General features: G+C 66.8%; 19 protein-coding genes and 1 riboswitch. Of the genes, 12 read left to right on the plus strand and 7 right to left on the minus strand.

What is annotated here, in order from left to right; genetic code table 11:
• The first annotated feature begins 99 nt into the window (after window positions 1-99).
• The 6 genes from JOE41_RS09575 to JOE41_RS09600 all read left to right on the plus strand — a co-directional run bounded on the left by JOE41_RS09575 (window position 100) and on the right by JOE41_RS09600 (window position 6,625).
• Window positions 100-1,509, plus strand: coding sequence for a rhodanese-like domain-containing protein (locus tag JOE41_RS09575; RefSeq protein WP_209752198.1), 1,410 nt, complete (start codon window positions 100-102; stop codon window positions 1,507-1,509).
• A 253-nt stretch (window positions 1,510-1,762) separates the two neighbouring features.
• Window positions 1,763-2,194 (plus strand): LexA family transcriptional regulator, encoded by a 432-nt coding sequence (locus JOE41_RS09580; RefSeq protein ID WP_209752199.1) that lies wholly within the window; start codon window positions 1,763-1,765, stop codon window positions 2,192-2,194.
• Window positions 2,187-3,500 carry a Y-family DNA polymerase gene (locus tag JOE41_RS09585; protein ID WP_209752200.1) on the plus strand — a complete coding sequence of 438 codons (1,314 nt, stop codon included), beginning with the start codon at window positions 2,187-2,189 and terminating at the stop codon, window positions 3,498-3,500. Before JOE41_RS09580 ends, JOE41_RS09585 begins: the two co-directional genes overlap by 8 nt.
• 23 nt (window positions 3,501-3,523) lie before the next feature.
• Window positions 3,524-4,282: a prolipoprotein diacylglyceryl transferase gene (locus tag JOE41_RS09590; protein WP_209752201.1), complete on the plus strand. Its 759-nt coding sequence runs from the start codon at window positions 3,524-3,526 to the stop codon at window positions 4,280-4,282.
• Between the two features lie 352 nt (window positions 4,283-4,634).
• The gene (locus tag JOE41_RS09595; protein ID WP_011693669.1) at window positions 4,635-6,236 is read left to right on the plus strand and encodes a radical SAM protein; all 1,602 of its coding nucleotides are present in this window, start codon (window positions 4,635-4,637) and stop codon (window positions 6,234-6,236) included.
• Between the two features lie 8 nt (window positions 6,237-6,244).
• A complete protein-coding gene (locus JOE41_RS09600; protein ID WP_209752202.1) occupies window positions 6,245-6,625 on the plus strand; it encodes a hypothetical protein in 381 nt (126 codons plus the stop codon).
• 13 nt (window positions 6,626-6,638) lie between these two features.
• On the opposite strand, the gene JOE41_RS09605 is transcribed toward JOE41_RS09600, so the two are convergent.
• The gene (locus JOE41_RS09605; protein WP_011693671.1) at window positions 6,639-6,989 is read right to left on the minus strand and encodes a DUF3846 domain-containing protein; all 351 of its coding nucleotides are present in this window, start codon (window positions 6,987-6,989) and stop codon (window positions 6,639-6,641) included.
• A 160-nt stretch (window positions 6,990-7,149) separates the two neighbouring features.
• Here JOE41_RS09605 and JOE41_RS09610 point away from each other — a divergent pair, with 160 nt between their 5' ends.
• Together JOE41_RS09610 and pabB are read left to right on the plus strand one after the other, a co-directional pair.
• Window positions 7,150-7,698, plus strand: coding sequence for a low molecular weight protein-tyrosine-phosphatase (locus JOE41_RS09610; RefSeq protein WP_011693672.1), 549 nt, complete (start codon window positions 7,150-7,152; stop codon window positions 7,696-7,698).
• Complete coding sequence (pabB, locus tag JOE41_RS09615) at window positions 7,695-9,743, plus strand: aminodeoxychorismate synthase component I (protein WP_209752203.1); 2,049 nt, start codon at window positions 7,695-7,697, stop codon at window positions 9,741-9,743. The genes JOE41_RS09610 and pabB overlap by 4 nt, the downstream gene beginning before the upstream one ends.
• Before the next feature lie 36 nt (window positions 9,744-9,779).
• Here pabB and cls read toward each other — a convergent pair whose 3' ends face one another.
• Window positions 9,780-11,255 carry a cardiolipin synthase gene (cls, locus tag JOE41_RS09620; RefSeq protein ID WP_011693674.1) on the minus strand — a complete coding sequence of 492 codons (1,476 nt, stop codon included), beginning with the start codon at window positions 11,253-11,255 and terminating at the stop codon, window positions 9,780-9,782.
• Between the two features lie 103 nt (window positions 11,256-11,358).
• On the opposite strand from cls, the gene JOE41_RS09625 reads away from it, so the two are divergent.
• Window positions 11,359-12,303 (plus strand): aminodeoxychorismate lyase, encoded by a 945-nt coding sequence (locus tag JOE41_RS09625; protein ID WP_209752204.1) that lies wholly within the window; start codon window positions 11,359-11,361, stop codon window positions 12,301-12,303.
• Between the two features lie 100 nt (window positions 12,304-12,403).
• Here JOE41_RS09625 and JOE41_RS09630 read toward each other — a convergent pair whose 3' ends face one another.
• The 5 genes from JOE41_RS09630 to JOE41_RS09650 all read right to left on the minus strand — a co-directional run bounded on the left by JOE41_RS09630 (window position 12,404) and on the right by JOE41_RS09650 (window position 18,399).
• A complete protein-coding gene (locus JOE41_RS09630) occupies window positions 12,404-13,018 on the minus strand; it encodes a DinB family protein (protein ID WP_209752205.1) in 615 nt (204 codons plus the stop codon).
• A 151-nt stretch (window positions 13,019-13,169) separates the two neighbouring features.
• Window positions 13,170-14,210 (minus strand): EAL domain-containing protein, encoded by a 1,041-nt coding sequence (locus JOE41_RS09635; RefSeq protein WP_307800688.1) that lies wholly within the window; start codon window positions 14,208-14,210, stop codon window positions 13,170-13,172.
• Between the two features lie 253 nt (window positions 14,211-14,463).
• A complete protein-coding gene (locus JOE41_RS09640) occupies window positions 14,464-15,498 on the minus strand; it encodes a PLP-dependent cysteine synthase family protein (RefSeq protein ID WP_209752207.1) in 1,035 nt (344 codons plus the stop codon).
• Window positions 15,495-17,099 (minus strand): aromatic amino acid ammonia-lyase, encoded by a 1,605-nt coding sequence (locus tag JOE41_RS09645; protein ID WP_209753601.1) that lies wholly within the window; start codon window positions 17,097-17,099, stop codon window positions 15,495-15,497. The genes JOE41_RS09640 and JOE41_RS09645 overlap by 4 nt, the downstream gene beginning before the upstream one ends.
• Window positions 17,100-17,103: 4 nt before the next feature.
• Window positions 17,104-18,399, minus strand: coding sequence for an NtaA/DmoA family FMN-dependent monooxygenase (locus JOE41_RS09650; protein ID WP_209752208.1), 1,296 nt, complete (start codon window positions 18,397-18,399; stop codon window positions 17,104-17,106).
• A gap of 220 nt (window positions 18,400-18,619) precedes the next feature.
• A riboswitch (SAM riboswitch) is annotated at window positions 18,620-18,732 on the plus strand.
• 82 nt (window positions 18,733-18,814) lie between these two features.
• Here JOE41_RS09650 and JOE41_RS09655 point away from each other — a divergent pair.
• Genes JOE41_RS09655 through JOE41_RS09665 form a run of 3 tightly spaced genes read left to right on the plus strand, consistent with a single transcriptional unit; the run spans window position 18,815 to window position 20,700 of the window.
• Window positions 18,815-19,084, plus strand: a complete 270-nt coding sequence (locus JOE41_RS09655) for a DUF1737 domain-containing protein (RefSeq protein WP_156810859.1) — start codon at window positions 18,815-18,817, stop codon at window positions 19,082-19,084.
• Window positions 19,081-19,491, plus strand: a complete 411-nt coding sequence (locus tag JOE41_RS09660; RefSeq protein ID WP_011693682.1) for a rhodanese-like domain-containing protein — start codon at window positions 19,081-19,083, stop codon at window positions 19,489-19,491. Before JOE41_RS09655 ends, JOE41_RS09660 begins: the two co-directional genes overlap by 4 nt.
• Window positions 19,492-20,700: an O-succinylhomoserine sulfhydrylase gene (locus tag JOE41_RS09665; protein ID WP_209752209.1), complete on the plus strand. Its 1,209-nt coding sequence runs from the start codon at window positions 19,492-19,494 to the stop codon at window positions 20,698-20,700.
• The last annotated feature ends 12 nt before the right edge of the window (window positions 20,701-20,712 follow it).

The following is a 20,712-nucleotide window of genomic DNA, read 5'->3' on the forward strand; positions in this document are numbered from 1 at the left end:
GCCACGCCATTTGCTGTATACCCCCCGGGGTATTATGATTTTAACTAGACCAACGGGGAGCCACCCCGGAACCCCGCAAGCTTTTACGAAGGAGAACCCATGCTTCTCGAACGCATCTACGATGAAGACCTCGCCCAGGCCAGCTACTTCATTGGCTGCCAGCGGAAGGGTGAGGCAGTTGTTGTCGACGCCCGCCGTGACATCGACACCTACCGCTCCCTCGCAGCAGCCAACGGCATGAAGATCGTGGCCGTTACCGAGACCCACATCCACGCCGACTACCTCTCAGGCACCCGTGAACTCGCGGCCGCCACCGGGGCAAAGATCTATGTCTCCGGAGAGGGCGGCCCCGACTGGCAGTACGGTTTCGACGGTGAGCGCCTGTTCGACGGCAGCAAGATCACCATCGGTAACATCACCGTTCAGGCGCTCCACACTCCGGGGCACACTCCGGAGCACCTGTCCTTCCTGATTACGGACGGCGCATTCAGCAGCGAGGCCGGGTACCTGCTCTCGGGCGACTTTGTCTTCTCCGGCGACCTGGGCCGCCCTGACCTCCTGGACGAAGCCGCCGGCGGCGTGGATACCCGCTTCCTGGGTGCCAAGCAGCTGTTCGCCAGCCTGCGTGACAAGTTCCTGCCCTTGCCCGACTTCGTCCAGGTCTATCCGGGACACGGCGCCGGCAGCGCCTGCGGCAAGGCCCTCGGCGCCATCCCGTCATCCACGGTGGGCTACGAGCGGCTGTACGCCTGGTGGGGCCCGTACCTGGCCGCCAACGACGAGCAGGGGTTCATCGACGAACTGCTCGACGGCCAGCCGGACGCGCACGCCTACTTCGGCCGCATGAAGCGCGAAAACCGCGAAGGCCCCGCCATCATGGGCGAACGTGCGCCGCTGCAGGAACTGGACGCGGCCGACGTCGCAAGGAGCCTGGCAGAAGACACCCTGACCTTCATCGACACCCGTCCCAACGGCGACGTCCACCAGGGCACCGTGGTCCGGTCCCTGAACGTTCCGGCCGGCAAATCCGTTGCCAGCTACGGCGCCTGGGTGGTGAACCCCGAGACGGATCAGAACCCGCTGGTGCTCCTGGCCAAGGACCAGGAGCAGGCCCAGGGCATGTGGGACCACCTGGTACGCGTGGGCATCGACAACGTGGCGGGCTACCTGACCGGCATCGACGGGCTGCCCACCTTCACACCGAAGCTGATCCAGCCCGAGGAACTCGAGGGCTTCGACGCCGCCATGGTTCTGGATGTCCGCAACAAGACCGAGCACAAGGCCGGGCACGTTCCGGGCTCGCACCAGCTCAGCGGCGGCCGCGTCATGTGGCACCTGGATGAACTGCCCGCCGCCGGCACCATCGTGTCCTACTGCCAGTCGGGTGTGCGGAACTCCGTAGCCGCCAGCGCGCTGCGCCGGGCCGGGTACGACGTCGTCGAACTCGACGGCAGCTACGCCGCGTGGGCAGCTATGGAACAGTCGCTGCAGACCGCTTCGACCCGCTAATCCAACGGCCCGGCCGAGGCCGCAGCGGATCCACCGCACAAGACCCCCGCCGGGCAGTTCCGGGCGGGGGTCTTTCCTTGGGCGCGAACGGAGAACTCGTTCACCGGGGACGGGAGATGGCCCTGGTTCGCTCACGCGCGCTGCGCGGTGACCCGCCGACGCGAAGACGCCAGGAAATTTCGCAGGGAATATCCAATGTCGGAGCCTGGGTCTACACTGAATTATCGAACATATATTCGAATAAAGGTGTGTTGTGGGCATAGTTATCGGTCCCCGCGTGATAGAGGCGGGCGCGTCCCTGCTGTCGGTACTGATCTCCCCGGTACCCGTCGCGGCGGGCTATCCGTCGCCGGCGCAGGACTACTTTGACGGCCGGATCGACCTCAATGAACACCTCATCAAGGACATCACCAGCACCTATATCGTGCGGGTGTCCGGAGACTCGATGGAAAGGGCCGGGATCAGCGACGGCGACGAGCTGATCGTCAACCGTGCCCTGGACCCCAAGGACGGATCAGTGGTCATAGCGGTCCTGGACGGTGAACTGACCATCAAGCGGCTCAGGGTTACGGCATCCGGAGTAGTGCTGCAGGCGGACAACCCCCGGTATCCGGATATCAGGGTCCCGGCATTGTCGGACCTGGTGATCTGGGGCGTGGCCACGCGGTGCCTGCACCATGTCTGAGTCGCGGGCGCCTGAGAGGCGGGCGCAGGACACGGCCCGGCAGATTGCCTTGGTGGACGTCAACTGCTTCTATGCCTCAGCCGAGCGGGCATTCGATCCCTCGCTGGAAGGCCGCCCCCTCGTGGTCCTCTCGAATAACGATGGCTGCGCGGTCACCCGGTCCCCCGAAGCCAAGGCGCTGGGCATCCCCGTCGGCGAGCCGTGGTTCAAGATCGCGCCCCGGGCCAAGGAATGGGGGCTGGTGGCCAAGTCCAGCAACTATGAGCTGTACGGGGATATCAGCGCCCGCGTGATGGAGCTTCTAGGGCGCTACTCGGCCTGGCTGGAGGTTTACAGCATCGATGAAGCCTTCCTGGGAGTCAAAGGGACCCCGGATGAGCTCCTGCGTCTGGGACAAACCATCAAGACGGCTGTCCGCCGCAACGTCGGGGTGCCGGTCTGCGTGGGAATTGCCAATACCAAGACTCTCGCGAAGCTGGCCAACAAGTGGGCGAAGAACAACCCCGGCCTCAACGGCGTGTGCCACTGGGACTCCATGCCGCCCCCGGCCCGCGAAGCGCTGATGGGCCGGGTATCCGTCATCGAACTCTGGGGCGTGGCTGCCCGGCTGACAAAACGCCTGAACAACATGGGCATCCATTCCATCCTGGACCTTGCCCGCGCCGATCCCGTCCGGATCCGTGACCGCTTCTCGGTGGTGCTGATGCGCACGGTCCTGGAACTGCAGGGCACCGCGTGCATCCCCATGGAAGCAGAGCGCATTGGACGTGACCAGCTCATCTTCAGCCGCTCGTTTTCCACGCCCATCACCACCGCCGCGGACCTGCGACAGGTCATGAGCGTCTACGGCCAGCAAGCCAGCGCCCGCCTGGCCAAGCACAGCCTGCAGGCCAAGGTCCTCACGGCCTTCGCCGGTACCTCCCACTACAACCCGCTGGACACGTCCTATCCGTCGGTCTGCGTCACCCTGCCCATGCCCACCGCGGACCCGGTGCTGTTGACCAGAGCGGCGCATGCCCTGCTCCCCCGGATCCAGGAAGGGACCAAATACGTCCGCGCGGGCATCATGGTCACCGACCTGCGCCCCTCGGGCCAGCAGTCACCCCTGCCGGTGTTTGCCAACCCGCACGAAGAACGCGGCATCGGCCCCCTGCTGGAGGACATCACCCGCCGCTACGGACGCGGATCCGTGGGCCTCGGCCATGCCGGAATGCGGGGCGGGCCGGACTGGTCCATGCAGCGCACCATGCTCTCGCCCAGGTACACCACGCACTGGGACGAGCTTCCCGTGGTCAAGGCAGCCTGAGCGCCCGCTGTTACACTCTGCACATGATCGGGCTTCCCTTCGCGGGAAATGGGCTTGTGCACGGCGTTATGACGGGGCTCGGAATCTTCGCAGCCCTGCTGTTTTACGCCTATGAAAAGCGCCGCCGCGGCCTGACTGATCCCCGGTTGTGGCCCATCGCAGGCTTCGCCGTCGCCTTCGGGGCCATCGGATCACGCGTGCTCACCTGGGATATTTCCCGGCAGGTCTCCCTGGCGGACTGGTGGGGCAACGGCGACCGCAGCATCCTCGCCGGCCTGGTCGGCGCATGGTTCGGGGTCCATCTGGGCAAACGGCTGACAGGCTACCGGGAATCCACCGGTGACCTGCTCGCACCGTCGGTGGCACTGGCCCTGATCGTTGGGCGGATCGGCTGCCTCCTCACCGAACTGCCCGGCACCCCGACCGGGGGCGCCTGGGGAATAGTCCTCAGCCCGGCGCAAGCGGCGCAGATCGGCGGGCCCCCCGGGGCCGGACTCCATCCGTCCTTTGCCTACGAGATCGTGTTCCACGCCGCCGCGTTCGCCGTCATGTGGCGTTTTCGAGACCGCCTCGCACACCCCGGCGACCTTTTCATCTGCTATGTGACCGCCTACGCGCTGTTCAGGTTCGGGGTGGAGTTTGTCCGCGGCAATGAGGTGATCTGGCTGGGAATGAGCCGCCCCCAGTGGTTCCTGCTGGCGGTTCTTCCCCTGCTGGGCTGGCGGATCTGGCGGGTGTTCGGGAAACCGCTCCGCCCGGAGTTGAAAGGAAGAGTGGCATGAGCGAGGACACCCCTGACGTTCCCCGGAACCCGCCCCCGCCCCAAATAGAGGGGCCGCCCTCTGCACCCAGGCGTGGCTCCATGGTGCTCGGAATCCTGTTGGGGACTCCTGCCCTTTATGCCCTCTATTTTGGGACAACATCGGGTATCGCTCCGGATGAAGGGTACAAGACCTTTCTCGCTGGGCCCGCAGCGTTCGTACCAATCGCCGTGTATCTGGCGGTAGCCGTTGTGCTGGCGGTCCGGCCACGCACGTCCCGGTTCGGCGCGGGGCTCCTTATTGGCCTGGGAGTCTTCACCCTGCTCGGCGGTGGGATCTGCGTCGGATCCCTCGCGCAGATGAGAGGCCTGAGATGAATCCGTCCTCGTTCTCTTCCCGGACGCCGCTTGGACCTGGCCAGCCGCTGCGCGGCGACCGCATCCACCGGTATGTCACGGCGTTCTGCCCCCGCTGCCACGAGACGAATCCCCCGCTTGCCCAGGTGCGGCGCCTGTCCGGGGCACTGCTGATCCGTGACGACCGCGTGTGGCTCGAACGCGGCTGCCCCGACCACGGACTGGTGCGCACGCTGTACGACGAATCGCCCGAAATCCTGCGCTACCTGGAGAAATGGCAGGCGCCCACCAAGCAGCACATCCCCGACCAGGCGGACAACTTCCGCCCGGTACCCGAGGCGTACGCCTACGGGCTTCCCGCCATGCAGACGCAGCACACGTGCATCCTTCTGCAGGACATCATCGAGCACTGCAACCTACGCTGCCCCACTTGCTTCACCTCCTCCGGCCCGCAGCTGCAAGGCGTGGCGCCGCTCGCCGAGGTGCTCGCGAACGTCGATGCACGGCTTGCCCGCGAGAACGGGCGCCTTGATGTGCTGATGCTCTCCGGCGGCGAGCCCACGCTCTACCCTCATCTCGCCGAACTACTGGAGGAACTCGTCGCACGGCCGATCGTCCGGATCATGGTGAACAGCAACGGCATGCTGATGGCGACCGACGACGAGCTGCTCGCCCTCCTGGCGAAGCATCGAGACCGGGTGGAGGTGTACCTCCAATACGACGGACCCTCCAAGGAGGCATCGATTCACCACCGCGGAGGCGATCTGACCCGCTTCAAGGATGCGGCGATCTCGCGCCTGTCCGAGGCGGGCGTCTTCACGACCCTGACGATGACAGCAACCCTCGGCGTCAACGACGGCGAAGTGGGCGCCGTCGTCATGCGCGCCCTGGAAACCCCGTTCGTGGGCGGAGTCGCACTCCAGCCGGTGTTCGGTTCCGGCCGCGGACACGGCATCGATCCCATGGACCGGCTCACCCACACGGGCGTCCTCGAAAGGCTGGCGGAGCAAACCAACGGGGTCGTCTCGTGGCACGACCTGACAGCCCTCCCTTGCTCGCATCCGCACTGCGCCTCCGTCGGCTACATGCTGAAGGACGACTCCGGCGTCTGGCGGTCGCTGACCGCCCTCATCGGGCACGACCAGCTACTCGCCTGGCTGGAGCTCAATCCTGACAGCCTCGCCAACCGCATCGCAGACAGAGCAATCCCATTGGAGCTGCGCAGCCTGATGAAGTCCTCGCTGCTCGATCTGCTGAGCGAACAGTCGTCGCTTTCCCACCCGCGGACAGCGGATCTCTGGAAGAACATCTGCACTCAGTGCGACCTCGGGATAGGCACGCTCACCACGCTGGCGGCCGGCAAGCTCCCCGGTCAGCAGCAACGGCTGCGCAGGCTCCTGGCCGAACGCGTCACACGGATCATGGTCAAGCCATTCATGGACATTTCGACCATGATCGAGGAGAGGCTCACCCAATGCTGCGTGCACGTCGGAACCAAGAGTGACGCAGGCGATCACCAGTGCGCCCCCTTCTGCGCCGTCCAGGCGTGGCCTGCCCTGTCCAGACAACGGATGAGCACGGCCACGGGCGTGCAGCTGCTCCCGGTGCGCCAACTCTGAGGATGATGATGAGCTCCGATTCCGACGCGAAACGCATCGCCTCCGGCCCCCTGCCGTCGCAGCTGATGCGCGCCCACGGCGTCCGCCACGGCGCCCACGGTGTCCAGCCGGGCGCCGACCCGGATCCGCAGGCCGGCGTTCCGTTCGATCCGCTGCGCCTCTGCATCTTCGCCACAATCGCCGTGCTGGGCTGGCTGACCGGTCCGGTTGCCCTGGCCGTGTTCGCGGCCATCGGGTTCGTCGGATACTGGAAGGCCCGCCGCAAGGGGCTGACAAAGTCGAAGTGCTACCTGCGCGACACCAGGCTGGTGCTCACCTACCTCGGCCTCCTCCTGGGCGCCGGCCTCTGGGGGATGTACGCGCTGGTCGCGCGCCTGGCCGGCTTCTGAGCAGGCGGCCGACCTAGGCGGCCAGCGGGGAGCCGAACATTTCCGCAGCCCGCCGCAGCAGGTGCTCCGGAACGTCCGCTTCGCCTCCGCGCTCGGTCCGGCCAAGGAACACAGCCGTACCCCTGGCAGCATCGGACAGGTCGAGGCCGGCCTCGCGGATAAGTTGGGCTGCGCGGATGTTCGCCGGCAGGTTCATGAGATGGCCTTCGGCGTTCAGGTAGACATGCCAGTCGCCGCGGCTGACGGATTCCAGGTGTCCCCCGACCAACTGCTGAAGAGTGTTGGTAGTCGCCTCAAGAGCCACGGTTTTCAGGGCGTCACCCAACCGGGCCGGAATGACCAGTGCAGTACATGTAGTGCTCATTTTTCTTCCTCAGTACTGATAACTGAGATGCCACTCAATCTGTTCCCGCGTGCTGCCCGCGTCCACCGGATATGACAGGATTCGACACAATATTGACGCGCCCGTAATGCGCACGGCTTGTGACTAGCCAAGAGGGGGCACCATCCCCCATGCTTGCTCCATGTCCTCAATGTCGAGCCCATACCGGATCATCGCGGTGTGCACCGGAAATATCTGCCGGTCCCCGATGGCCGAGCTGATGCTGGCCAAGGCCTTCGCAGCAGCGGGGCTCGCCGGCGACGTCGTGGTGGATTCAGCCGGAACCACAGCCTATGAGGCCGGCCGCCCCATCGATCCCCGGGCCGCCCGAAAGCTGGCCGCCCACCAACTCGCCTCCAACGCGCACGTGGCGCGGGAGTGGCGTCCCGAGTGGTTCCGTGACCGTCACCTGATCCTCGCCCTGGACGTGGACCATTACGGCTGGCTCCGGGCGACGGCCCCCGACGGCGAGGCGCTGGCCCGGATCCGGATGCTGCGCAGCTTCGACCCGGCAGTCTCCGGCAGGGACCTCCTGGACCAGGGCATCGAGGACCCCTGGTACGGCGGCCATGCCGACTTCGACATCACCTGGGACCTCATCAAGGCTGCCGTTCCCGGAATCGTGGACCATGTGCGGCGGGAAGTGCAGCAACAGAAGCAGCCCGGGCAGCAGGTACGCTCTATTTCATGACCCCTGCACCCGTGATCATTGCCGTCGACGGCCGGTCCGGCGCAGGAAAAACCACCCTCGCAATCGAGCTTGCCGCGCGGCTGCGGGAGCATCACAAGGTGTCGCTGTTCCATCTGGAGGACGTCTATCCCGGCTGGAACGGCCTGGCGGCGGGCATCGAACGTTATGTCACCACCGTGCTGGCCCCGCTGAGCCGCGGCGAAGCTGCCGAGTGGGTCAGCTGGGACTGGGAGAACCACTACGACGGCCAGTCGCGCACAACACTTCCGGCAGAGATCGTCATCGTGGAGGGTGTGGGCGCCGCTGCGGCATCCGCCCGCCCGCTGCTGGACGCCGTGGTCTGGGCGGAGTCCTCCGACGTCGACCGCCGCACCCGCGCCCTGGCACGCGACGGCAGCACTTACGAACCGTTCTGGGACCAGTGGGCAGCTCAGGAGGATGAGTGGCTGGCAACGGACAGGGTGCAGGACCATGCCGACATCCGGGTGCTCAATCTGGCCGACGGCACCGCGCCGGATGATGTCCTCCGGGCCCTCCAGTACCTTCCCGCCCTTGCGGCCGTGCTGCTGCCCGAGCTCTCGGCCCGCCGCGGCCTTCAGCTCCATGCCGAACGGCTGGACTGCGTTCCCGACGCCGCCCGGCTCTTCGGTGCACTCTACGGCGACTCACCGAATGCCGTGTGGCTGGATTCCTCGCTCAGGACGGACGGAGCGGCCGCCGAGCGCAGCCGCTTCAGCATCATGGCGGACGACGGCGGCAGCTTCGGCCAGGACGTCCGGCACCGTTCCGGCGTGACCCGGCTGACCACCGGCACCGCCACGGTTGCCATCGCCGGACCGTTCTTCCGCTGGCTCGATGCCGTCTGGGGCCGCCGCGCCCTCCGCGCGCCGGAGGGCTACCCCTGCGAATTCACCCTCGGCTGGCTGGGCTACCTGGGCTACGAACTCAAGCGCGAAACCGGCGGCAGCGACGTTCCGTCCGGAATCCCCGATGCCGCCATGATCTTCGCCGGCCGGGCCGTGGTCCTGGACCATCGGGATGGCAGCGTGTGGCTCCTGGCCCTGGAGGCTCCCGATGCCGCGGAGTGGCTGGCATTCGCCCGCTCAGCCGTCGCGGCGGCCGGCGGCCCCTCGGAACCGGGCGCCAGCGCCGCCGTCGTACCCGGAACAGGGCCCGCCCCCGCATTCACGGGCCGTGACACCGAGCAGGCCTACAAGCTCAAGATCGCCGACGCGCAGCGAGAAATCGCCGAGGGAAACACCTACGAAGTGTGCCTCACCACGGCCGTTAGCGCAGCCGTGCCGGCCGGTGCGGACGGATTGGATCCCTGGCGCACCTACCTGGCGCTGCGCCGGAAAAACCCTGCACCGTTCGCCAGCTATCTGCGGTTCGGGAGCCTCACCGTCGCCAGCACGTCGCCGGAGCGTTTCCTGCGGATAGCGGCCGACGGCGGCATGCGCGCCGAGCCGATCAAGGGCACCCGCCCGCGGGCCGCGGAACCGGTCCGGGACCGGGAGCTGCGCGAGGACCTAGAGTCTTCCCCCAAGGACCGGGCCGAGAACATCATGATCGTGGACCTGCTCCGCAACGACCTCAGCCACTTCGCCGTGGCAGGGTCTGTCACTGTCAGCAGGCTCTGCGCGATCGAAAGCTATGCCACGGTCCACCAGATGGTCAGCACCATCGATGCGAAGCTGAGGCCGGGGCTGCCGCGCGCCGAGGCCGTCGCCGCATGCTTTCCCGCGGGCTCCATGACGGGGGCGCCGAAGATCAGCACCATGGCCATCCTGGACCGTCTGGAAGGGGCGCCGCGCGGGGTCTACTCGGGCGCCATCGGCTATTTCTCCCTGAGCGGGGCGATGGACACCGCAGTGGCCATCCGGACCCTGGTGATCCGCGCCGACGGTGCCGGCGGCACTGAACTGAGCCTCGGCGTCGGCGGTGCCATCACCGCGGATTCCTCACCGCAGGAAGAGTACGACGAAATCCGGACCAAGGCGTACGGGGTCCTGTCCGCGCTGGGCGCGGACTTCCCGGAAAGCTGAACCCGCCTGCTGCGGGGGCCCTGACGCCGGGCGGCCCTACTGCAGCGTGGCCGTGAGCCGGGCGACGTTGTCCACGTACTTGACCGCCATGGGCCGTTCCATCCAGTCCTCGAGCGTCAGTTCACGGGAGATGCCCCGGTAGGTGTCCTCCACGGCGCGCATCTTGGCCACGATGTCGGCGCCAAGGAGCATCACCGAAACCTCCAGGTTCAGCGAGAAGGACCTCATGTCCATGTTGCTGGACCCCAGCACCGCTACTTCGTCGTCGATGGTGAAATGCTTCGCATGCAGCACGAACGGCGCCTTGTACAGGTAGATCCGCACGCCCGCTTCCAGCAGCGCCTCGTAGTAGGACTGCTGCGCGTGGTGGACCAGGAACTGGTCCCCCTTTTCCGAGACGAAAAGTTCGACGTCGACGCCGCGTTGCGCCGCAGTCGTCACCGCGTAGAGCAGCGAATCATCGGGGACGAAGTACGGGCTGCAGATGGAGATCTTGTGCTGCGCGGAGTAGATGAGGGTGTTGAAGAGGCGCAGGTTGTTCTCGGTGATGAAGCCGGGGCCGCTGGGCACGGCCTGGGCGGTCACGGCGCCCGCTGCCGTCTCGGGCTGGTAGGCCAGCTGGTCCTCCAGGGACTCGTCCGTCTCACTGAGCCAGTCGGTGGCAAATACCACGTTGAGCGTGGTGACGATCGGCCCGCGCATGCATGCCATGAGCTCCACCCACTCGCGCCCCACCTTGCGGTGCCGGGGATTGTTGTAGGACGGTTCGATCAGGTTCTGCGAGCCCGTGAAGGCGATTTCGCCGTCGATCACCATGATCTTGCGGTGGTTGCGCAGGTCCGGACGGCGCCACTGGCCGTGGACGGGGTTCAGTGGCAACATGGGCCGCCACTGGATCTGGCTGGCCTTCAGGCGCGCGATGAGCTTGCGGTAGCCCTTGATGCGCAGGGTGCCGAGGTGGTCGAACAGCACTCGGACCTGGACGCCGCGCTCCGCGGCCTCTTCCAGTGCGGTGAACAGGTCATCGGTGATGTGGTCCGTGCTCATGATGTAGAACTCGGCGTTGACGAAGTTCTTCGCCCCGCGCACGGCGGCGGCCATGGCTTTGATCGAGTCGGGGTAACCGGGCAGTAGCTCCACGCTGTTGCCGTCCACCATGGGCAGCGAACCAAGGGTCTTGTTCAGTTCTGCCGCCGACGCTACCCATTCCGGGCCGTCGTATTCGCTTTCGACGGCGGCCAGCTGGGAGGTGCCGGCGCGGACCCGCTTGTTCACGGCATCCTGCTGTGCACGGCGCTTCCGGGAGAGTTTGAAGTTTCCAAAAAGCAGGAACAGGATCAGGCCGAGGGCGGGCACAAAGAAGATTCCCAGCAGCCAGGCCATGGCCGTGGTGGGACGGCGGTTCCCCGGAATGATTCCCAACGCCAGCACCCGGATCACCAGGTCAACAATGCTCAGCGCGAGCACAAGCCAGTAAGGCGCGGTGCCCACCAGCGGAAACGGCCACAACACAGACAGACTCCCACGGTTACTCGCCCGCCGGACCGGTTCCGGAGAGGCATCCAGCACAGCCTATCCCGCGGCCGGCGTCCGGGACCGAGGATAAGCTGGAGGCATGACTCCTGCTGCCCCGGCCACCGTTCTCGTATTCCTTGATCCCCGGTTCGACGACGGCCGGATTGCCGATGCTTCGCAGCCGCAGCTGATGGCCACGGACCAAGGTGCCACGCGCGGCGACGGCGTGTTTGAGTCCATGCTGGCCGTGGGCGGAAACCCGCGGAAGCTGGACGCCCACCTGCGGCGGCTGCAGGGTTCGGCCCGCGCGCTGGAGCTGGACATCCCGGGCGAGGACACCTGGCGCCGGGCCATAGCGACGGCGGTGGCCGAATACCGTTCCCAGCATCCCGCCGGCACACCGGAGGAAGACGAGACGGTGGTGAAGCTGATCTGCACCCGCGGCGCCGAGGGCGGAGCACGCCCCACCTGCTGGGTCCAGGCTTCCCCCGTCCCCGCCGCCGGCCGGCGCCAGCGCGAGACGGGGATAGACGTCATCCTCCTGGACCGCGGCTACGACAGTGAAGTGGGTGAACGGGCGCCGTGGCTGCTGCTGGGCGCCAAGACGCTCTCCTACGCGGTGAACATGGCGGCCCTGCGGTACGCCCACAACCAGGGAGCGGACGACGTCATCTTCACCTCGTCCGACGGCCGGGTCCTCGAAGGCCCCACGTCCACCGTCCTGCTGGCGCACCTTGACACAGTCGACGACGGCGACGGCGGCACCCGCACGGTGCGCCGCCTCATCACGCCGCAGCTGGACAGCGGCATCCTCCCGGGAACGTCTCAGGGCGCGCTCTTTGCTGCCGCCAAAGCTGCGGGCTGGGAACTCGGCTACGGCCCGCTGGAGCCGAGGGACCTTTTCGATGCCGACGCCGTGTGGCTGATTTCCAGCATCCGGCTGCTGGCTCCCGTGAACCATATTGACGGCAAGGAAATCGGCACGCCCGCCCTCCGGAAGCAGCTGACCGACGAGCTCAACCAGCTGTTCGCCACGATCGAATAGCCCCTCCTTCCACCCCCTCCCCCGGACGCTCTCTCACATCTTGCCCCCCCCTTTCCCCGGACGCTCTCTCACTTGATGTCGGGTAAATCCTGACGCTCTCTCACTTGATGTCGGGTAAATCCTGACGCTCTCTCACTTGGTCCGCGGCCGCGCGGGCAGCCGCGTGGATCCGGGAGCGGTGCGCAGCCCACTCCTCGGGGGTGCGGGTCGTCAGGTTGGGGTCGCCCGGCCGCTGGCCCGCTGATCCGTCGATGAGCTCGCGGAGGATGTCCGCGTGGCCCAGATGCTGGGCCGTTTCCACGCACATGTGCACCAGGATCTGGTGGAGGGTCACGTGCCTGCGTTCCTCCGGCCACCAAGGCACTTCGCCGGGGGCGTCCAGCGGCAGTGCGTCAATGGTGGCGTCGCTGTGCTCGGCGGAGAACCGATGGAGTTCAACGATCTGCTCGCGGGTTTCCTCCGGACCAGCCCACATGTCGGCGTCGGATTCTGCGTCCTCAGCATCCCAGGGCAAGTTCCGCGGACTCGGGCGCCCGAAGACCTCGCCGAAATATCCGAGCTGCACGCTGGCCACGTGCTTCACCAGGCCCAGGAGGTTGGTGCCGGTCGGCGTTAGGGGTCTCCGGGCGTCGTACTCATCCAGCCCGTCGAGTTTGGCGAGGAGGTCCACGCGCCGCGTGCGCAGGTAACGGTGCAGAGTTGCCTTGTCATCCATAGCGCGCACTATACCCACCCCTCGCCCAACGGGGCTGCCACAAGTGAGAGAGCGTCCCGACTCAGGCGGCCACAACTGAGAGAGCGTCCCGACTCAGACGGCCACAAGTGAGAGAGGGTCCCGACTCAGACGGCCACAAGTGAGAGAGCGTCTAGTTGGCCGGGCCGGCGGACCCCGAAATGGAGGCTTCGTGATCGGAGGAGGTTCGCCAGGCGGCCCAGTCGAGGGGCTGGACCGAGGGACGGCCCAGGAGGTATCCCTGCCCGTAGGCCATCCCAAGGTCCATCACCGAGGCGAGCTCGGCCTGGGTTTCGATTCCTTCGGCCACCAGGTCCGCGCCGATTTGCCGGGCGAACTCCACCATGGCCGCGCCCAGGGTCTTCTGGCCGGCGGCATGGTCGATTCCCGCGATGAGGCTGCGGTCGAGCTTGATGATGTCCGGGCTGAGGTGCGTGACCTGGCTCATCGAGCCGAAACCCGCTCCGGCGCCGTCGACAGCTACCCGCAGTCCGCGCAAGCGAAGGGGTGCCAGCGCTGCCACGACGGGATCGTATTCATGCTCGGCAAGCCGCTCCGTCAACTCGATGACGATCCGGTCCACGGCCAGTTGGGATTGCTCCACGAACGCCCGGAGCCGGGGGTCCAGGCAGGTGACCGGTGACAGGTTCAGAGCCACGTAGACGTGGGCCGGCAGTTGTTCGGCGGCAACGAGTGCTGCCTGCAGGGCAGCGAATTCAAGGTCGGGTCCGAGGCCTACGGCAGCAGCCTCATTGAACCAGTGGTCCGCACTCGCGCCGTCGTCACTGACGAAACGCGTCAGCGCCTCAACACCAACGACGTTCCGGCTACGAAGCTCGTGGATGGGCTGGAACGCGGTGAGGAGCATCCTGTCGCCGAGGATCGCCTCGATGCGGCGCCTGCTCCGGCGGGTGAACAGCACCGTGTTGCCGTAGTCCTCATCGGGAGTCGGCAAGTCGGGGCTGGGAAGGGTGGCCTCGGATTCTTCCGGCTGCTCGTCCGTGATGCTCCGGGTGGCCATGAGGTGCTCAAGGAGGGCGCGTTCGGGATTACCCGGGTACGATTCCATCCGGCTTCGCAACTGTTCACGAGCCCACTCGCTCTGCGGAGTGGCGTCACCCAGTACAGACTCGATGATGTCCCGCGCCTGTCCACGGATCGTCGGATCACTCACGTCCGAAGGCGGCACCGACTGCGGTCCCCGGAAAGCAGTGGATTCTCCATCGGTCAATGCTGGAAAAGAAGTCTCATCCATTGACATTGGCTATTCCTTTATAAGTGCTGGTCCCGGCTGAGCCCGGGACCCGTCCATGATTGCACCGCATTCTTATTCGAGGATGCGGGAACCGCGAACGTTTCAAAAGAGTACAACGCGACCGGTCCGTCTGTCTCTAGCTGTATCCGAGTCGTAATGCTAAGCAGGCGAGTTACTCCTCCACGAATTCAGCGGCCAGATGGATGTGCTTGTCGGCCAGCCACACAGGATTGAAGGCCTTGCTCAGGTAGTTGCTGCCGGCGTCGGGAGCTATCGCCACCACCACGGACCCGCGCGGCGCGGCACGAGCGACCCTGAGCGCCGCAGCCACCGCGAGCCCGGACGAGGGTCCCAGGGACAGCCCCTCTTCATTCAGCAGCCGGTGCTCCGTGGTGTACACCTCGTTGTTGGGAATGCGCAGGAAGCGGTCCACAATGCCGCGGTCGAAGATCTTGGGCCACTCGGCTTCCGGCCAGGAGTTGCCCACGCCGTCCACCAGGATCTCGCCGGGGTTGCCCCCGCTGTACACGGAACCAACAGGATCCGCGGCGATCACCTCCACATGGCCGCCGGTCTTTTCCTTCAGGTACCGGCCATTGCCGCTGATGGTGCCGCCAGTGCCGATCCCGGCCACGAAATGCGTCACTCTCCCGGACGTCTGCTGCCAGATTTCCGGCGCTGTCCCTTCGTAATGGGCCAGCGGATTGGCCGGATTGTCGAACTGCTGAGGCCGCCAGGCGCCCTGGTTCTCTGCCGTGATCCGGGCCGCGACCGCCCGTGCGTTCTCCGGCGACTCCGACGGCGCGGTCCAGTCCGTCACCACCACCCTGGCACCGTAACGGTGCAGCGCGGCAAGCTTCTCGGATGAGATGGTGTCCCCGGTGACCACCACCACGGGGTGTCCGGTGAGGGCACCAATCAGCGCCAGCCCGATCCCGGTGTTCCCGGACGTGCTCTCCACGATGGTTGCCCCCGGCCGGAGCTCACCGCTGCGCTCAGCCGCGCGGACCATGCTCAGGGCCGTCCGGTCCTTGATGGAGCCGCCGGGATTGTCGGATTCGAGCTTGACGTAAACCGTGCTGCCCAGCCCCTTGCCCAGGACGTCAAGCGGCACCAGCGGGGTGTTTCCCACCTGTGCCAGGACGGCGGCGGCATCCGCCGCAACATCAGCCTCCCGGACCGCGTGCCTGCCTGTCATGGTGCTCATCGCTGCCTTTCCGTGCCGCCGACGGCATGGGAATCCCGGCCGCCGTTCAGGGCACTGTTGAAGCCGTTGCCGAGGAACGCGTCCAGTTCAACGCGCGCCTCGTCCACGAGCGCCGCGGCCGGCAGGTGCCGGGCCAGCACGCCGGAAAGACGGTCGACGACGGCGGCCGTCCCGTTTCCCAGCGGCCGCACCGCGCGCGCTTCCGCCGCCCCCAGCAGGTACGCCGCTGTCAGCGCTTCGATGGCGAGCAGCTTCCCGGCAGCATCGACGGAACGCTCCAGCTGCTGGAGTGCCAGCGGCGCCAGTGTGGAGTGGTCTTCGACATCGGCGGACAGCGTGGGCGCACCAAGTGTTGCCGGCGCCGCGAGGAACTTGAGCTCGGACAGCAGGCCTGCGGCCGAATACCAGAGCAGTCCGGGCAGCTCTTCCGGCTCCAGCGGTGCTCCGTTCGTGGCGGCCTCGAGGTGCCGCTGGCGGATCCGACGCTGCGGCGGGTAGAGCTTGGCGATCCGGCGTTCGCTGCTGATCCCGAGGTGGGCCAGTCCCAGGCGCAGCGCCTCGAATGCCAGGGCCAGCTGCATGGGCTGGAAGTTACCGCCGGAGACCATCCGGCCGGAGCCGATGTCGGTCAGCGGGTTGTCGCCCCGGCCGTTCAGTTCCACTTCCAGAGCGTCTTCCAGCGCCGTGACCTGCCACCGGATGGCGCCGTGGGTCTGGGGTGCCGCGCGGAAGGAAAGCGCGTCCTGCACCGACACCTCCCGCTCCGGGTCCTCCAGCCACCCGCCCTCGAGGAGCCGTAGCACATGGGCCGCCGTGACCGACTGCCCGTGCACTGCCTTGGCCGCCTGCACAGCCGGCGAAAACGGGCTGAGGTTGCCGCCGCCGTCGTGCCTTGCCGTCGCCTCAAGCGACAACGCGAGCGCGGTGTCCGCCAGGTCGGCGAGCCGCAGGATGCGGTGCAGCACCAGCGCGCCCACGCCGATGGAATAGGAGTTGGAGCTAACCAGGGCCAGGGCTTCGCCGGGCGCGAGTTCCAGCGGAGCCAGCCCGGCGTCCGCCAGGGCCTGGCCGCCGGGCAGCAGCTGGCCGTCCACTGCCAACGCCTGGCCCTCCCCGATGGCGACGGCGGCCACTGCGGCGAGGTGGGTCAGGTCTGCGGAGCCTACGGAACCTTCGCGCGGGATGGCGGGGACCACGCCGCGGTTGAGCATTTCAACGTAGAAGCGGGCTGTTTCCGGCCGGACGCCGGAGCCGCCGCGGCTGAAGCCCACAAGCCTCGCCAGGATCACGGCCCGGACCTCATCGGCGCCGAGAAACACGCCCACCCCGCTGTTGTGGTACCGCACCACCTGCACCTGGTAGGCGAGGATCGACTTCTTCTCCACGGCGGTGTCCCGCCCGGATCCCAGCAGCGTATTGAGTCCGTAGACGCGGTGGCCGGAGTCGATGGCCTGCTGCACCACCTCACGCGAGAGCCCGATCAGCTCCAGGGCGTCCACGCTCAGGACGAACTTAACCGCGGGATCAGCCGCGGCCTCGGCGACGTCCCTGGCGCGCAGGTGCGCCGTGCCGATCAGGAAGTCTCCGCTGCCGCCGCCCATGGCACTAGAAGTCCAGCAGGTTCCGGCGGAAGCCGCCGTCGCCATAGCTTGTCCGGAGCAGCCCGCGGCGTCGCAGCACCGGGGCCAGCCGGTCCAGCACACCATGAACGGTGGCCGGATCAACGAAACCCGAGAACAGGAAGCCGTCCCCGCCCACCTGCACGCCGGTTTCTTCGACGTAGTCGGCAATTTCCTCGGCCGTGCCGATGATGCTGTCCCCGGCGCCGCCGCTGCGGGCCTGCAGGAGCTGGCGCAGCGTGGACCCGGGAGGACCCGCCTTGGCGAAATGATCCAGGGTGCCCTGGTTGCTGTTCGTGGTGAGCTCGGGGAGCGGGGCGTCGAGGTCGAACTGCTGGAAGTCGATCACGGAGAGGTAGGAGATGGAGTTCAGCTGGCTGTCGATGTCGCGCTGCGTGAGCTGGCGGCGCTGCTCCCGGAGCTCGTCCGCTTCGGCGCGGGAGCCCACCACGGTGGGTTTGAGGACAAACAGCACCTTGACGTCGTCGGGGTCCCGCCCCGCCGCGGCCGCCTCGGCCCGGATCGAATCACGGTAGGCCCTCATGCCGTCTGCGCCCCTGGCGAGGGCAATTGCGACGTCCGCGTTGCCGCCCGCGAAAGCCTTGCCCCGCGGGGACGCCCCAGCCTGCACCAGCACCGGTTCCTCAGGCAGCGGCGCGGTGTTGAGCGGGCCCCGGACCTTGAAGAATTGGCCGTCGTGGTTGATCGGATGGACCTTCGTATGGTCGGCAAAGATGCCGGCGTCCGAATCCTCGACGATGGCGTCCGGCTCCCAGCTGCGCCAGAGCTTGCGCACCACGTCCACGAATTCCTCCGCCTTCTCATAGCGGAGGTCATGCTCGATCTGCTGGTCCAGCCCGTAGTTCTGCGCAGCAAGATCGCTGCCGGAGGTCACCACGTTCCAGCCCAGCTGGCCGCTGGAGAAATGCTGCAGCGTGGCCAGGAGCCGGGCAGCGGTGAACGGCGGGTAGAAGGACGCACTCACCGTGGGAACAATGCCCAGGTGTTCCGTGGCGGAGAGCAGGTAGGGCACCAGTGCCAGCGGATCGTGCTTCGGCGCAAAGGACGCCTGCGCCAGCGACACCTTGGCGCTTCCGCCGTACGTGTCCGGTACGGTGAGCGAGTCCTCGATGATGAAAAGGTCCAGCCCTGCCCGCTCGAATTCCCGCACGGCGTGCTGGTACAGGGCGGGTTTTTTCCAGTCGTACCCGATGCCATACCCGGGCGTACCCCACCCCTGGACGCCGAACCCGTGACCCACAAACCAACCGAAGTGCAGCATGGGACTGCCTGTATTCCGATTCGATTCATTCACGGCTGCCTGATTTCATCCGGCGTTACAGCGGTTCATCTCCCGTCATTATCCCCCCGGCAGGGTCTTTTGTAACTGCAGCCGGGGGTACCGCCGGGGCGGATGCGGGGCCGCGGTGCGGGCGTTCCCGTTACGGAAGATGACGACGACGGCGGTGCGGGCCGCCGTCGTAAGTGTTACGTTTTTGGGGAGTAATGAGAACCGGCGCCAAGCCCTGACTGGCCGGTCGGCAACCCTCCTTCCACGGCGGGGTGCCTCAGGTGAATACTCGGCATATCGATATTCGAATTGCAAGCGTGAGAGAAGGAGATCCGTCGTGTCCGACGCACCCGCACAGCTGGCCCCGGCAGCCGAACCAGCCGCCGCCGGCCAGGAACAACCGGCCCTGGCACTGCCGCAGGAAAGGCTGGCCTACCGGCTCATCACCGGCCCCGACGACCGCTCGTTCTGCGAGCGCATTTCCGCAGCACTGGCCGACGGCTATGTCCTGCACGGAGGCCCGGCGGCAACCTTCAACGGCACCAGCGTGATCGTTGCCCAGGCCGTGATCCTGCCCGAGGCAGTCGCCAGCTCCGACGCGGCGGTGGCAACTGCAGTGGACGAACTTGAGTTCGACGCCGATTTCCCGGGCGAAGGCTTCGAGGGCCACGCATGAGCTACGCCGGAGACCTGAGCCCGCAGGACGCCTGGGCCAAACTGGAGCAGGGCGCCGTCCTGGTGGATGTCCGCACTGAGGGCGAGTGGGCGCACATCGGCATCCCGGACACCAAAGCCACGGATAACGATCCCCTCTTTATCCAGTGGACCTTCCCCGGCGGCATCCCCAACCCGGATTTTGTCGACCAGCTGAAGCAGCAGGCCCCCGAGGACTCCGGCGTCGAACTGGTGTTCCTCTGCCGTTCCGGTGTCCGGTCCGTTGCCGCGGCCATTGCCGCCACCCGGGCCGGGTTCACCGCCTACAACGTCCTCGAAGGCTTCGAAGGCGAACCGGACCGTTACGGCGAACGCACCGTCAACGGCTGGAAGAACCGCGGCCTGCCCACCAATCTCGGAAAGAACTAAGTGACCTTCAATCCCGACGCCGCTGGCTGGAGCCCTGACACCCAGGCTGTCCGCGGCGGACTCGACCGCACCAATTTCCAGGAGACCGCCGAGCCGATCTTCCTCAACTCGGGGTTCGTCTACGAATCCGCGGCAGCTGCCGAGCGGGCATTCACCGGCGAGGACGAACGGTTTGTGTACTCCCGGTACGGCAACCCCTCCGTGGCCACCTTCCAGGAACGCCTCCGGCTGCTCGAGGGCACCGAAGCGTGCTTTGCGACGGCGTCCGGCATGTCCGCCGTCTTTACGGCACTGGGTGCCCTGCTGGCTGCCGGTGACCGGGTGGTTGCCGCCCGGTCGCTGTTCGGCTCCTGCTTTGTCATTTTGAACGAGATCCTGCCCCGGTGGGGCGTCGAAACGGTGTTCGTGGACGGCCCGGACCTGGAACAGTGGCGGACCGCTTTGGCGGAACCGACGACGGCGGTCTTCTTCGAGTCGCCGTCGAACCCGATGCAGGAGATCGTGGACATCGCCGCGGTCAGCGAACTGGCCCACGCTGCCGGGGCGACCGTCGTCGTCGACAATGTCTTTGCCACCCCCCTGCTGCAGCGCTGCGGGGAGCTCGGCGCGGATGTGGTGGTGTACTCCGGCACCAAGCACATTGACGGCCAGGGGCGGGTCCTTGGCGGCGCCATCCTGGGCACCAAGGAGTTCATCGAAGGCCCGGTCAAGCAGCTGATGCGCCACACCGGGCCGGCGCTTTCCGCCTTCAACGCCTGGGTGCTGACGAAGGGCCTGGAAACCATGGCGCTGCGCGTCAACCATTCCTCGGCCTCCGCGCTTCGCCTGGCCGAGTGGCTGGAAGGCCAGCCGGCGGTCAGCTGGGTCAAGTACCCGCTGCTGAAGTCCCACCCGCAGTATGAGCTGGCGGCCAAGCAGATGAAGGCCGGCGGTACCGTGCTCACGCTGGAGCTTCTGCCGTCGGCGGGCCGCACGGCGAAGGAAGCAGCCTTTGCCCTGCTGGACGCGCTGCGGATCATCGACATCTCCAACAACCTCGGCGATGCCAAGACGCTCATCACCCACCCGGCCACCACCACGCACCGTGCCATGGGGCCGGATGGCCGGGCCGCCATCGGGTTGAGCGACGGCGTGGTCCGCCTGTCGGTCGGACTCGAGGATGTTGACGACCTCATCCGCGACCTGGAGCAGGCGCTCAAACAGATCTGACCATCCCGCCCC

This window comes from Arthrobacter sp. PvP103, from assembly GCF_017833075.1.
GTDB lineage: Bacteria > Actinomycetota > Actinomycetes > Actinomycetales > Micrococcaceae > Arthrobacter.